At 38.1% G+C, this 14092-nt stretch carries 17 protein-coding genes and 1 tRNA gene; 1 reads left to right on the forward strand and 17 read right to left on the reverse strand.

Annotated elements, in window-relative coordinates:
- Window positions 1–72: transfer RNA gene (locus F9U64_RS06880), tRNA-Asn, on the reverse strand.
- A 184-nt stretch (window positions 73–256) separates the two neighbouring features.
- A complete protein-coding gene (locus F9U64_RS06885; RefSeq protein ID WP_153402280.1) occupies window positions 257–709 on the reverse strand; it encodes a SprT family protein in 453 nt (150 codons plus the stop codon).
- Window positions 710–975: 266 nt separating this feature from the next.
- Between F9U64_RS06885 and cmpA the strand changes: the two genes are divergently transcribed.
- Window positions 976–1089, forward strand: coding sequence for a cortex morphogenetic protein CmpA (cmpA, locus tag F9U64_RS06890; RefSeq protein ID WP_153402281.1), 114 nt, complete (start codon window positions 976–978; stop codon window positions 1087–1089).
- A 40-nt stretch (window positions 1090–1129) separates the two neighbouring features.
- On the opposite strand, the gene F9U64_RS06895 is transcribed toward cmpA, so the two are convergent.
- The 15 genes from F9U64_RS06895 to acpS form a co-directional block, all read right to left on the reverse strand.
- Window positions 1130–3289: a Tex family protein gene (locus F9U64_RS06895; protein ID WP_323125827.1), complete on the reverse strand. Its 2160-nt coding sequence runs from the start codon at window positions 3287–3289 to the stop codon at window positions 1130–1132.
- 133 nt (window positions 3290–3422) lie between these two features.
- Window positions 3423–4028 (reverse strand): SpoIIE family protein phosphatase, encoded by a 606-nt coding sequence (locus tag F9U64_RS06900; protein ID WP_153402283.1) that lies wholly within the window; start codon window positions 4026–4028, stop codon window positions 3423–3425.
- On the reverse strand, window positions 4028–4819 hold the full coding sequence (gene sigB / locus F9U64_RS06905; RefSeq protein ID WP_153402284.1) for an RNA polymerase sigma factor SigB: 792 nt from the start codon (window positions 4817–4819) through the stop codon (window positions 4028–4030). Before sigB ends, F9U64_RS06900 begins: the two co-directional genes overlap by 1 nt.
- Window positions 4791–5267: an anti-sigma B factor RsbW gene (rsbW, locus tag F9U64_RS06910; protein ID WP_153402285.1), complete on the reverse strand. Its 477-nt coding sequence runs from the start codon at window positions 5265–5267 to the stop codon at window positions 4791–4793. Before rsbW ends, sigB begins: the two co-directional genes overlap by 29 nt.
- Before the next feature lies 1 nt (window position 5268).
- Complete coding sequence (locus F9U64_RS06915; protein ID WP_153402286.1) at window positions 5269–5598, reverse strand: STAS domain-containing protein; 330 nt, start codon at window positions 5596–5598, stop codon at window positions 5269–5271.
- Window positions 5599–5715: 117 nt separating this feature from the next.
- Entirely contained in the window at window positions 5716–6720 is a 1005-nt protein-coding gene (locus tag F9U64_RS06920) for a PP2C family protein-serine/threonine phosphatase (protein ID WP_153402287.1), read from the reverse strand.
- 77 nt (window positions 6721–6797) lie between these two features.
- Window positions 6798–7205, reverse strand: coding sequence for an anti-sigma regulatory factor (locus F9U64_RS06925; protein ID WP_153402288.1), 408 nt, complete (start codon window positions 7203–7205; stop codon window positions 6798–6800).
- Window positions 7206–7207: 2 nt separating this feature from the next.
- Window positions 7208–7564: an STAS domain-containing protein gene (locus F9U64_RS06930; protein ID WP_153402289.1), complete on the reverse strand. Its 357-nt coding sequence runs from the start codon at window positions 7562–7564 to the stop codon at window positions 7208–7210.
- 13 nt (window positions 7565–7577) lie between these two features.
- Window positions 7578–8444, reverse strand: coding sequence for an RsbT co-antagonist protein RsbRA (locus F9U64_RS06935; protein ID WP_153402290.1), 867 nt, complete (start codon window positions 8442–8444; stop codon window positions 7578–7580).
- 264 nt (window positions 8445–8708) lie between these two features.
- Window positions 8709–9059, reverse strand: coding sequence for a type II toxin-antitoxin system PemK/MazF family toxin (locus F9U64_RS06940; RefSeq protein ID WP_089739880.1), 351 nt, complete (start codon window positions 9057–9059; stop codon window positions 8709–8711).
- Window positions 9060–9062: 3 nt separating this feature from the next.
- Window positions 9063–9347 carry a CopG family ribbon-helix-helix protein gene (locus F9U64_RS06945; RefSeq protein WP_153402291.1) on the reverse strand — a complete coding sequence of 95 codons (285 nt, stop codon included), beginning with the start codon at window positions 9345–9347 and terminating at the stop codon, window positions 9063–9065.
- Window positions 9348–9606: 259 nt separating this feature from the next.
- Window positions 9607–10737: an alanine racemase gene (alr, locus tag F9U64_RS06950; protein ID WP_153402292.1), complete on the reverse strand. Its 1131-nt coding sequence runs from the start codon at window positions 10735–10737 to the stop codon at window positions 9607–9609.
- A 229-nt stretch (window positions 10738–10966) separates the two neighbouring features.
- The gene (locus F9U64_RS06955) at window positions 10967–11983 is read right to left on the reverse strand and encodes a LolA family protein (RefSeq protein WP_153402293.1); all 1017 of its coding nucleotides are present in this window, start codon (window positions 11981–11983) and stop codon (window positions 10967–10969) included.
- A 45-nt stretch (window positions 11984–12028) separates the two neighbouring features.
- Window positions 12029–13555 carry an NAD(P)H-hydrate dehydratase gene (locus tag F9U64_RS06960; protein ID WP_153402294.1) on the reverse strand — a complete coding sequence of 509 codons (1527 nt, stop codon included), beginning with the start codon at window positions 13553–13555 and terminating at the stop codon, window positions 12029–12031.
- Between the two features lie 48 nt (window positions 13556–13603).
- Complete coding sequence (gene acpS / locus F9U64_RS06965) at window positions 13604–13969, reverse strand: holo-ACP synthase (RefSeq protein ID WP_153402295.1); 366 nt, start codon at window positions 13967–13969, stop codon at window positions 13604–13606.
- Between the last annotated feature and the right edge of the window lie 123 nt (window positions 13970–14092).

Genomic DNA, 14092 nt, shown 5'->3' on the forward strand with positions numbered 1-14092 from the left:
CTCCACAGGTAGGATTCGAACCTACGACCGATCGGTTAACAGCCGATAGCTCTACCACTGAGCTACTGTGGAATAATGTAATAACTTTATTAGCGACGTTAAATATAATATAACATTTAAAACAAATTGTCAATACATTTTAAAATATTTTTTTAATTTGTTTCAGAGGACATGTTGTCCTTAAAAACGAAGCTAATATAACTTACCACATTTTTTAATATAAAGTCAATAGAATTCCGCAAAAAATATCAAAATTCTATAACTGCACCAGTTTTCCGTGACATTTTCCGCACCGATATCGCTTCAGATCAACCCTTCTCTTTCTTTGATAACGATGCGAACAATCCACACATTTATATGAATATTTGTACTCTTTTTTCATTGAAGGCAGCGGATTACAGAATCTCGGAGAACCTGTTTTTTTAAGAAGCTCTCTAAATTCTTTGTCACGATGTTGGAATCCTTTCCCCTCAATATGCAAATGATAATGACATAACTCATGCTTTATTATACCAATAAACTCATCATGATCTGATTCTGTCACATACTTTGGATTTAGTTCAATCTTTCTTTTCGCAGGCAGATATCTTCCACCTGTTGTCCGAAGTCTTTTGTTAAAAGTGACTTCATCGCGAAATGGTTTATGGAAAAATTCTTTAGATATACTATTAACAAGAGTAAATAGTTCTTCTTGATTTGGCAGTACCAATTTATCACACCTTACTCACTTTTTCATACTATAAGTAATAAATATTATCATTAAGAGGATATTCAAAAAGTAACCAAAAGATAAGCAGCGAATCTAGCGGAGCTTCAACTAAGAACCGACACGTCGTGTGTCGAACGTTGAAGTCACCACATCCTGTGGAAGCTCATTCGTTTGCGAGTCCGCTCCTCACGTATTAAAACCATACGTTCCGATGCTCCTCTTTGCCGACTTTTTGAACACGCACATTAAATAATGGAGGTTTTATTATGCCCACATGGCTAAAACGACAGCTAACGGGTGCTTTTTTGCACAAAAACAAACAGCAAATAAGAATACTCAATCAATGTTGGTTCTTTTACTGTAATGAATTGGAAGATTAGTGGCTTTCCGATTAATTGATACTCGAAAAGCCACTATCCATTATTCTTTCACCATCGTTAAAGCAATTCTTTGTTTTTGCTGATCAACCTGATCTACCCAGACTGTTACCACATCACCAACAGAAGTGATATCCATCGGATGTTTTACATATTGATTAGACATTTTTGAAATATGAACAAGACCATCTTGTTTCACACCAATATCGACAAAAACACCAAAATCGACTACATTCCGTACCGTTCCCTGCAGTTCCATTCCTTCCTGCAAATCTTCCATCGATAAGACACTTTTCTTTAATAATGGTTGAGGAAAGTCATCCCTTGGGTCACGATTCGGGCTTATTAATGCTTTTATTATATCCTCTAATGTCGGAACACCTAAATCCAGTTTCTCTGCCATCTGTTTGATGTCGACATGTTGAAGGGCCGTTTTTAATTGCTCTGTCCCTAGATCAGCTGTTGTGAAGCCTAACTCTTTTAATAAGCTTTTCACTGCATTATAACTCTCAGGGTGAATTGGTGTGCTGTCCAGTGGTTCTTTCCCCTCAGTCACCCGTAAAAAGCCAATACTCTGCTCATATGTTTTATTTCCAAGACGCGGGATTTCTTTTAATGTTCTTCTGCTAGGCAATTTTCCGAACTCATCTCTATATTTTACAATGTTATTAGCAACCGTCTTATTCAGCCCTGAGACATACTGTAATAGGGAGGCAGAAGCTGTATTTACATTGACACCAACTTGGTTAACAGCAGTCTCGACAACGAATGTTAGAGATTCATTTAGTTGTTTCTGGCTCACATCATGCTGGTATTGCCCTACCCCGATTGATTTAGGATCAATTTTCACAAGTTCTGCTAACGGATCCTGAACTCTCCTCGCGATAGATACAGCACTCCGCTCTTCTACCTGCAGCTCTGGAAACTCTTCTCTTGCCAGCTTTGATGCAGAATAAACACTTGCTCCCGCTTCATTTACGATAATATAAGCCAGATTCAGCTTATTCTTCTCAATCGTATTGGCAATAAATTGTTCCGTTTCTCTGGATGCCGTCCCATTCCCTATTGCGATCAATTCAATTGGGTAGTCTTTTAAGAATTTTAACACTTTTTGTTCCGAACCTGCTATATCATTTTTGGGTGCTGTCGGGTACATAACATCCACTTGTTTCATTTTCCCAGTGTCATCGATCACTGCCAGTTTACAACCTGTCCTGAAGGCTGGATCCACTCCAAGAACATATCTCCCCTTTAATGGTGGCTGCAGTAACAGATTTTTCAAATTTTTCGAGAAAATATCGATTGCCTGAGCCTCTGCCTTCTCTGTTAAGCTCGAACGAACTTCTCTTTCAACAGATGGCTGAATAAGTCTTTTGAAGCTGTCCTCTGCTGTTACCTGCAGGAATTCTCGCAAGTCTCCTTTCACACGATCGCCGATGACTTGTTTATTCAAATAGGTCAAGATATCATCTGCAGGAGCTTCTATGGCAACCTTCAATACACCTTCCTTCTCCCCCCGATTTAGGGCAAGGGTTCGGTGCGCAACAATAGAACGTACCGCTTCACTGTATTCATAATACATTTCATATACTTTCTTCTCATCCAGTTCTCCTTTTTTCAGAGAGGACTGGATCATTCCTTTTCGATGAACCTGTGAACGGATGGCTTCGCGATATGACGGCTCGTCCGCTATCCATTCGGCGATTATATCTTGGACACCTGCTAACACATCTTCTACTGTATGTAATTCATGTTCTTCCGATAGATAATCCTTGGTATGTGACAGTACAGTATCCTCTGTCTGTTTATATACTTGTTCTGCTAATGGTTCTAATCCTTTTTCCTTCGCAATTGTTGCTCTTGTGCGTCGTTTTTGTTTATACGGACGGTAAAGGTCTTCAACTTTCTGCAATTGTGCAGCTTGCTCTATCTCCTGTTTTAATGCAGCTGTAAGCTTCCCTTGCTCTTCTATTAAGCGAATAACCTCCACTTTCCGGTCTGCAAGTGTATTCATGTAATTCCAGGTTTCCTGGATTTCTTTGATCTGGACTTCATCTAATGAACCTGTCTGCTCTTTACGATATCTTGCAATAAATGGAACTGTATTACTTTCTTCTAATAACTCAATAACACTTTTCACTGATGATAATTTGATTTTCGTTTTATCAGCAACAGATTGTATCAAAAATTGTTTATCTGGCACAATTAGTCCTCCCTTTTCTTATCATCATTATTTTATCACAGTGCTAACCGTCTGTAACACCCTCGCGGGCCAAAGTCTCTCTTTATCAAGGCGTTAAGCATCTGTAATCGTAAAAGAAACCCCCTGATTAATCTCAGGAGGTTTCTTTGCTATACTTCATCGCAATTAATGTTGTATCATCATCCAGTTTTTTCTCATATAAATAAGCAAATGTATCTGTTATCTGCTGTACTTCTTTACTAAGGAAAAAAGAATTAGAAATATCCTTTGATGAGACACCATCAGAAAACATAATAAATTTCATGTCTTCTTCTATGGAACCTTCCAGTACTTTGAAAGGACGGTCAAATCCACTAAGATAACCAGGTTGCGGTATATTTCTCTTCTTTATGGAGTCTGACGAAACTGTCATTAAACCGATATTGCCAATAGATGAGTAATAGTACTTTTCACGAACTAGATCCATTTGGAGAATCCCTAATACTGCACCTCGTTTACCTAACAACTTTTGATTACATTTATGCAAAATAGCCCTGATGGACATTTCACTGCTTTCTTTTATTGTATCGATCACTATTTGAGAGGATTCCTTTGCATATTCTCCACTGCCTAGTCCGTCTGCTAACGCACAGATGAAAGTACCGTCTTGTTCCAGATAGAAATAACTATCTCCACAATAGTAATTACCGTTTTTCGCTTTTTGAAAGACTGATACTTCTACTTGCTGACTATTGGGCATTAGCGCATGGCCTCCATATTTTCTGCTTGCAGTGCTTCACGTAACTTCTTTAATGCATGTCGCTGAATGCGTGACACATGCATTTGAGATATTCCAATCAGCTCACCAGTTTCTTTCTGGCTTTTGTTTTCAAAATAAGTGTATTGCAGAATTTGCTGTTCTCTCTCATTTAGCATTGGGATAATTTTCTCAAGCAATAATTGCCGGTCAATATCTTCATAGCCCTTGTCCTGATTTCCTATAAGGTCAAGAATAGATACTTCACTGCCATCAGAATCCGCCTCTAGTTTACGGTCAACAGACAATGCATTATAGCTTTGGCTCATTTCCATTGTCTCGAGCACCTCTTCTTCAGAAACTTCCAGGTATTCTGCAATATCCTTCACTGTTGGCGATTTTTGATTTTCCGTTGTTAACACATCAATTGAATTTTTAATCTTCGGACCCAATTCTTTTATTCTTCTAGGTACATGAACACTCCATGTTTTGTCACGTATAAATCGTTTTATTTCACCAATAATCGTAGGAATAGCAAATGATTCAAATGATTTACCCATATCTGGATCATACCTTCTGATCGCAGCTAACAAACCGAGCATGCCTACTTGTTCAAGATCTTCATAGATCATACTATTTTTCGCGTATTTCCTTGCTAATGACTTAACAAGTTTCTCGTAGGCCAAGACGATTTTTTCTTGTATATCTTTATCATCAGGGTTTAATTGAAAATCTCTAATCCATTGGTAAATCTCATCCTCCCGATTATGGTGCGGTTGAGATTTGGTCGTCATTAATATCCACCTCATTTTCATGGAGGTATTTCGTCATTAATACAATTACTCCATAGTCGTTCTTGATTTCTACTTTATCCATCAAAGCTTCAATGAGGAAAAGCCCAAATCCGCCTTCTCTTAAATTTTCGACAGATTGCGTATTTTTATATGGGCCAATTTCTGATTTAATCTGCTTCAAATCAAAACTTTCCCCGCGATCTGCAACCATTACTTCTAAGCGGTCTTCATAAAGACCAAAACCTATCGTAACCTCTCCGCCTTCTTTTGCTTCATAAGCATGTGTCGTTGCATTGGACATTGCCTCAGATATCGCCACTTTTAAGTCCTCAATCTCTTCGAAGCTAAAGCCCATTCTGTTTGCGATTCCTGATGTACTTAACCTTACTACTCCTACATATTCGGCTTTTGCCGGTACTTTCATTTCGATGAAGTCAAAGGATTCCATTTTATTTCCCACCTCGTACAGTTGAATCGATATTTATAATATTTTCTAACCCTGTAATTTCAAATAAACGATGGACACGATCTTGCAAGGATACTAACTTAAGTTCACTTTCGTATTCTTTCGCAGCCTTCAATGCACTGATAAAGACACCTAATCCTGTACTGTCCATATAATTCACATGTTCCAAATCTACAATCACGGTAACGTTTGCTTTTTTAACTAATGGTAATAATGCTTCTTTCAGTTTTGGTGCTGTATATGCGTCAATCTCTCCTGCTAACTTCACTGATTGGGTTAGCCCTTGATCATTTACTTCAATATTGAGATTCATTGTGCTATACCTCCTAATCTATTCATTAACTCATTTTCACAGAGTAATAAGTATATTCAACTGTCCTATAAATATATGCCACTTAACACAATATACCCTTTTTCCATGACAGTAAACTCACTTTTTTAAGAAAATCAATGTAAAGTCATCTCTAAGTTGAAAGTCTTGTAATTTCTCAAAGTGTCTGTATACACGCTCAACTGCTTCTTGTGCAGGCAAGTGCATGTATTCCCTTATTACCTTCAGGACCTCGTCTGATTCAATGAATTGATCCCCAACTCGGCATTCTGTTACCCCATCTGTTAATAAGATCACGATGTCTTCCTGATCCATCTCTATTTCATATTGTTCATACGTTGAATCACTTGTAACACCTAATACCATTCCTTTAGTAGTAATCTCAAAAAATTCATCTGACTTGGCACAATAATAAAAACCAGGTTCATGGCCAGCAGAAGCGTATTGAAGTTTACTCGATTCCGCATCAAATAACCCATAGAACATTGTAATGAACATACTGGTATCTACATTTCTTTCCACAACTCTATTAAGATTCTCTAAAATGATGCTCGGATTTCTTTGCGTTTTTGGAAAACTGTCTAAAGAATATTTGATCATAGACATCGCAAGTGCTGCCGGAATGCCTTTACCAATCACATCTGCAACGGCAATTCCTAAATTGTTATTTTGATCTGTAACGAAATGGTAATAGTCACCATTCATGATATTGGCAGGTACACTAACAGCGCCAATATCCAACCCTTCAATTTTCGGTTTGTATGTTGATAACAATGTCTGCTGCATATTTGCCGCAATCGATATTTCTGATTCTAACTCCCCTTGCTTTTGTCTTAATGTCTGGAACTGCTGATAGGCTAGTCCATAGGAAATCATTGTTTCCAGCAGAAAATTAAGGGAAGCATCAATTTCTTTTGGCAGCTCTGGATAAAGATCCTTTAATGCCTGAATATGAATATTAATAATCTCTTCCGGCAGTATATTATTCTGCATCGACAACTTGCTAAATTGTTCTGCTTGATACAGGGAAGACTCGTCCTCCGTATTAATATAACGTTCCAGTACTTTCCGGTAATTTTCTAAATTAAATTGAAAGGGTTCCACTATTGCTACCTCCCAGCTAAGTCTTGTTCTACATTGCTAATATTCATTACAGTTTAATAGGAAGCAAAACTAATATACTACTTACGAACCCATTTGATTGCAGTGATGGTTGTTCCATTATTTTCTTCTGAGTCAATATCAAAATCATCCATTAACCTCTTCACACCAGGCAGACCTGCGCCCAGCCCCCCTGACGTAGAAAAACCGTCTTCCATCATTTTGCTGATATCTGAAATACCTGGCCCATTATCGCTTGCAATTATTTTCAAACCAACTCTGTTCAGGTCGCTAACAACTTCATAATAAATCTTGCCAGTCTCTGCATAAAGATATATATTTCTTGCTAATTCTGAAATTGCTGTAGCAATCCTTGCTTGGTCAACCGTTCCGAAGCCTAACTCTTTCGCCTTCTCGCGTCCCATTTGTCTCGCTCCAACGATATCCCATTCTTTTTTTATATGCACACAGGTTTGAGTAGTTGACATGTTCACTCCTCCAATTCCTGGCGAAGTTTAATCAATCCTTGTTCTAAATCAAGTGCTGTTGATACTTGCTGCATATGGATACCTAATTCAATTAAGGTCATCGCAACTGCTGGTTGAATGCCTGTTAAAACTACTTTTGCCCCCATTAAATCTGACATTGAAACAACGTCACCAAGCACCTTCGCAATGAAAGAATCAATAATATCTACAGAAGTTAAATCAATAACTACGCCTGTTGAACCACTCTTATGTATTTTGTTTAACAAATCCTCCTGGAATTCAATTGCCGATTGATCATCAAGATCAATTTGTATTGATACCAATAGATAATTATGCAATTTCAATATTGGTATTCTCATTCAGAGCACCTCCTTATTTTATCGAATCTAAAATCGCAGTAATTTCTTTCTCTTTCTCATGAGAAAGTTCTACAACTTCTCTGTTTGTTATTTTTAGTGCTGTATTGAACCCTTTTCGTAAAGAACTTTTGGTTGGGAATTTGCTGAGATCAATTCCTAAGTTAACAATTGTCTGAGCAATTTCCGGACGAATCCCTACAAGAATACATGTTGCACCAATTAAGCGCACAGCTTCAGCTGCCTGAATAATATGATGGGCAACCATTGTATCCACTACTGGTACACCTGTAATATCAATTAATACTACCTCAGAATTATGTTTGATTACACCTTCTAAAAGATTCTCCATAATTAACTTCGCACGCTCTGTATCAATTGTACCAATTAAAGGCATGATTGTAATATTATCCATCACAGGGATTAACGGGGCAGATAATTCTTGTAAAGCAAGCCTTTGAAGAGATACAGTGTTTTCCCAGCTGCCCGTATACTCATTGACCAGCTGATTAATAATCGGGCCTACCCAATCATCCACTACATTTAAGATACTGGCAAGACTTTCCGAATCGACTGTTTCAGATTGACTTAAAATAAAATCTATTGTTACCCGGCGGAATGTTTGCAGACCATCTGTAATATAACTTAACGGCCAGCCTAGATTGATTAGTCTTTCCGAAAAATCATTTAATGCTGTAGTATTTCGCTGGCGATTGATACTTGAAAATATAACATTCACAAATTCTCTGTTAGTCGTTTGATATAACTCCTCAGAGATCGTATTCGTATAGTCATCTTCTTTTTTTCTGGATATTTGCTCAATCCATTTCTTTGATATCTCATCACTATTCTCTACCACAATTTTACGTAAAGATTCTGGCATTTTTCTTCCTCCCGATAGATCTTCTATTTTATTCGTTATAATAATTTTACATGATAACGTAACATTTTACGATTAATTGTGTTTAAATTAGGAATTTTAATTTAGGAGAAAATGAAATTATGTAACAATTCCTGTCGTTCGCTCAGATATTTCCCTGTTTTGTTATTGTAAAAAAAACACCCTTGTCAGTGCTGGACAAGGGTGATTTTATTTGCTCTCCATAAACAAGCGATCCACTATAGCATTCTATAGCAAAATAAAGCATTAGAACTCAGTTAATCCTAAACTAATTTCTAATCCTTTATCGATCTTCTCCATCATCGCACTGTCTAAATGTGTTATTTTATCAGTAAGCCTTTGTTTATCTATCGTACGAATCTGTTCTAATAAAATAACGGAATTTCGTTCAAAACCATATTTTTTGGCATCAATCTCTACATGAGTCGGTAATTTAGCTTTTTGTATCTGCGCAGTTATCGCCGCAACTATAACAGTTGGACTAAAACGATTACCAATATCATTTTGAAGAACTAATACTGGCCTTACACCGCCCTGTTCAGAACCAACAACAGGAGAAAGGTCGGCGAAATATACATCGCCTCTTTTCACAATCAAAACCTACACCCCGCCGCTCACTAGGCGCTCAAGAGTTATTTCTGCCTCCTCTTCAGCTTGAAAAGCTTCTGACGCTATGTGTAGATTAATTTTTGCCATTTCCATATAGCCTCTTTGCATCGACTCTTGAATATGGCGCTTTTTCTTTTCACGCAGGTACGTTTTCGTTGCTTGACAAATAAAATCACTTAAATTGCTATCCTCATTCTTCATCAAGCCGTCCACCTCATTCAGCAGGTTTTTAGGTAATCTTACAGCAATTTCTTGTAAGTCTTCAGACAACACCATACACCTCCACCAACATTGACAAGCCTAAAATATTAATCCCCTAATATCATACCATTCCACGATCACATTGCAAAGAGATTTCAACAAATTTATTAACTTTTTTACACTAGATTCATTTTGTCACATTTTATCTAAATTCGATGAAGTAACACAAATTAGTAACTCCCGCTATGCATCCTGATAAGTTTCGCTAAAGATGTGTTCATAGACCAACCCTCATCAAAGTCTCACTTTATCACAGCGCTAAGTGGCTGTATGTTCAGTGAAGTTTCACTTTATCTGGATAAACGCGTGGTACCCTTGAACTTATCATACAGGCAATTTCATAATTTATTGTCTCTAATTTATCTGCAAGTTCATCCATTTCAATTGTTTCTTCTCCTTGCGTCCCGATCAATGTTACTTTGTCACCAACAGATGCGTTCTCTGGCAGGCGAACCATAAACTGATCCATACATATGCGCCCAATTATTTCACAACGTTCTCCATTTACGAGAACCTCTGCACCCTGTAATCCTCTCCTTATACCATCAGCATACCCTAACGGCACCGTTCCTATCCATTCCTCTTGTTTCGATACATAAGTTGCACCATAGCTTATGGTAGTGCCTTTCTTAACCTTCTTCACATGTATTAACCTGCTGTGCAGCGAAAAAGCAGGCTTCAAGTCAATTGGCCGTTCATTTTTTGCAACAGTTGAAGGGTATAAACCATACATACTGATACCATAGCGAACATAATCAAACATTTTTTCGGGAAATCGCATACTTGCCGCACTGTTTCCTGTATGGAGAATGACTTCTTCCTGCCAATTTTCTTTAAATACTTGCAGCAATTGATCAAAACAAGCAAGCTGGCTTTCAAAGTGTAATGTAGACTCTTCATCAGCAGTTGCAAAGTGTGTAAAAATACCCTCTAAATTAAATATATCGTTTTTAAGCAATGGTATTACTTCTAATAATTCTTCTTTACTTCTTATCCCTATTCTCCCCATGCCTGTATCCCATTTTAAATGAACATTCACTTCCCTGGTCAGGTTAAGAGAAATAACTTCTTCCAGCCATTCTTTTTGATAACATGTAACGGTTATTTCATACTGTGCCGCTACTTCCGCGTATTCAGGTCTAATCCACCCCATCACTAAAACCGGGGCTTCTATCCCCTGATCTCTGAGCAGGACCGCTTCATCCAATGTCGCAACTGCGAGACGCTTTGCACCAGCACAGATTGCCGCACGAGCAACCTCTGCATCTCCATGCCCGTAAGCATTTGCTTTTACAACTGCATAAATTTCTGTCGTTGATTTTAATCTTTGTTTTAATTGTTTTATATTATATATAATATTCGCCAGATGAACTTCTACCCATGAATCTCGATAAAATTTTTCCATAAAAGTGTGGTTCCTCTCATTTTATTGCTAATAGTGCGTGTTCAAAAAGCCAGCTTTTTGAACATCGTCTAATATTTTATTATACATCAAAAAAAATAAACAGTGGAAGAAGAAATTCACATACAATTGAGAAAAACCACGCATTCGCTTCGTCTTTTAGCGAGTGACGAAGATCTTCCTCTATTTCCTAACGCGAAAAAAGCAGACCTGCTAAGAGTCTGCTTTTTCATTATTTAGCCGCCTGGGCATGTACCGATGTTGCTACATCAATAAGTTCCTGTTTCGTTAATTGATCACTTGCTAAATAATAGTTTATTCCGTTATACTGCCATTCTAATGATGCTTCGGACATCGCACCAACTGTAAAGCCTAAGTCAGCAGGCTCTCCATTTACTAATTCCGGTGACTGGGTACTTGCAGGATAGGATGTTACCAGTTCCTGAATAAGGGTAAAATCTCTTTCGCCCTCATATGACAACATCACTCGTTTCCCATTTTCTGTATCCATTTGATCTTCTTCCACTAATTCAGCACCAAGTGAATTTGCCGGATAATAGATCGTTAATTCCTGTGGCAGCTCTTCTTGCGCCATAACCGGAACCCCCAGCACACTGCTTGTCATATTTTTCTCCATACTAAATGTATCTTCAGGCAATTCCGGATCAATTTCAAATGAGGCATAATCAACTTCCACTAATGTGTTTTTATCATGATCCATAACTTCTACTCTGACTGGTGTGAAATTCTTTTTGTCAAAGTATATTTTCTGATATGGCAGATTGCTGTTGCTTTCATAACTTGTTTTGGTTTCAAATACATAATAATTTTCCGTTTGAGTAAATACCGCTTCCCCATCATCTACCACATCTTTAATCAAAGATTGGAACAAATATGGCTGGCTGTTGTTAGCTGGCCATTCGCTTTGAAACTTAAAGCTTTTATTCAATGCAGGTGTTAAAACAAACACTCCCTCTTCATTTCGCAAAATGATTTGGCTGTTCCCTTCATCCTGCTCGTTTTTCAACAACACTCTGTAAAAATCCTTTTTCTTATGCGCTACTTCGATATGGTAAACCTGCTGTTCTTTCCCTGTTGATAATGTCATCACTGCTTGTGCCTGGTATCCATTCATCTTTTCCGCCATATCCTCTAACTTACCCACAACATCTTCTTTTGACTTTTCCCCACATGCTGCCAACAAAATAACAAAACACAAACCAATAACTATGCTTATATATTTTTTCATCGCGATAACTCTCCTTTGTCTCAAGTAAGAGGACAAAGGGAACAATTACACGTCAGATAATGTACGAAAAACATTGGATAGACCATCAATTACATCGGAAGCAAGCAAGTCAATTTCTGTATTCTCCCCTGATTTCACTCTCATCTCAGCTGAAAGCCCATGAATATAGCAGGCGTTACCTAAAGCAGCCATTGTAGACTGGTTCTGCATGATCATCGCTAACAGGATGCCTGATAGCACATCACCTGTTCCTCCTTTAGCTAATCCTGCATTTCCGGTATCATTCACGATTTGATCACCGTAAGGAGAAGTGATAATGGTAAACTTCCCTTTCAAAACGACGTACAGCTGATATTGATCGGCAAACTCTTTTGCAATCGAAAATGGTTTCCGTTTCATCTCGTCTATCGTATATCCTGTGAGCATGGCCATTTCGCCAAAATGCGGCGTAATTATGATGGGATGATTTCTTTCGGAAACTGTATTCAGTATTGGTTTTAAATGATGCAATCCATCAGCATCGATCACCATCGGCATATCTAATGCTTGAATTAATTTTTGAGAGAAATTTGCTGTTACCTCATCTCGGCCCATTCCCATACCAATTGCTAATCCATCAAATGCTTTGAAAAGATCAGTATGATTTTTTGTGATGACTCCATCACGATCTTCTAACACTTGATACATAGCCTCTGTACACTTACTGGCAATAATAGGGATGTTGTCCTCTACTGTAGCGATTGTTAACAGACCTGCACCTGACTTTAGTGCAGCACTTGCTGTTAATGTCACCGAACCAGGCATTGTCCGCTGCCCGCCAATTACAGCACCCTTTCCATGTGATCCTTTATGAGAATAGGTATCACGTTTAGGGAAAGTGGAGACAAATGCTTGTTTCCCCCATCTTTTAAGTGACGAATGGTTAGAATAGGCCTGTTCTGGTATACCAATCGGCACAACTTCCCACTCTCCATAGTATGGTGCACCCCATTCTGTAAAAAGGCTCTGTTTTGGTGATTCGACTACATAAGTGAAATCTGCTTTGACCGCAATATCTTTATCGATCCCTTCATTTGCTGGTAAGCCGCTGGGAATATCAACAGAGATTACTTTTTTGTCAGATTTGTTTAGCAGGTCAATAAATGGTCTGATCGATGAACGAATCTCTCCTTTCACCCCAATACCCAGTATCGCATCAACGACGAAATGATAGTTTGGCAGATCGTCCTGCAGCATTTCTGCATCAACATTATCTTCTATGAGTCCTTGCTGGTTGATAAATAATTGTTTATGATAGAGTGCATCTCCTGTTATCTTCTGATTTGAGGCCAGCTGATATACTTTTACACGAAAACCAGATTGCAATAAATACCTCGCAATAACGAATCCATCCCCGCCATTATTGCCGCTGCCAACTATAACAGCTGCAGCTTGACTGCCTGCCTCCTGCTTTATCAACCGCTCTGCAATGGCTCGTCCTGCATTTTCCATAAGGATCCTGCCATCTATGCCCCCATGTTCTATCGCATATCGATCAATTTCGTACATTTCCTCCGCGGTTACGATGTACATCTTGTTCCCTCCTACCCGCACTAAAATATTATGAGACAACCTCTCTCATTATGCCGAATCTCCTTCAATTATTACTTGAGCTACCGCATAAGAATCACTATGTGAAATGGAAACAAAAACGCTGTTCCCTTCTACGACACGGGATTGAACAACTGGAGCACCTCTGTTATCTCGTAAAATTTCAATATCCTGAAAACTCAATTTGCCAATCCCTGTACCTAATGCTTTGGAAAAAGCTTCTTTCGCCGCAAACCTTCCGGCAAAAAATTCCACCTTCCTTTTTGCTGATTCTAATTGGTTATATAATTTTTTTTCGTTTTCTGTTAAGATTCTGTCCAAAATTCTCGGTTGTTTTGCTATTATTTTCTCTGCACGTTCCAGCTCAATAATATCAATTCCAATCCCTTTTATCATCGCTATACCCTCATTTATTATGTTTTATTCAATGTGTTTCTTGCCAGAAACGACAGACTTTATTATCACTATATATTATAAATGATATTATGTTAATATAGAGCTATCTAAACTCGAAGAAGG

Origin of the sequence: Gracilibacillus oryzae (assembly GCF_009498735.1) — a bacterium.
Lineage (GTDB): Bacteria > Bacillota > Bacilli > Bacillales > Amphibacillaceae > Gracilibacillus > Gracilibacillus oryzae.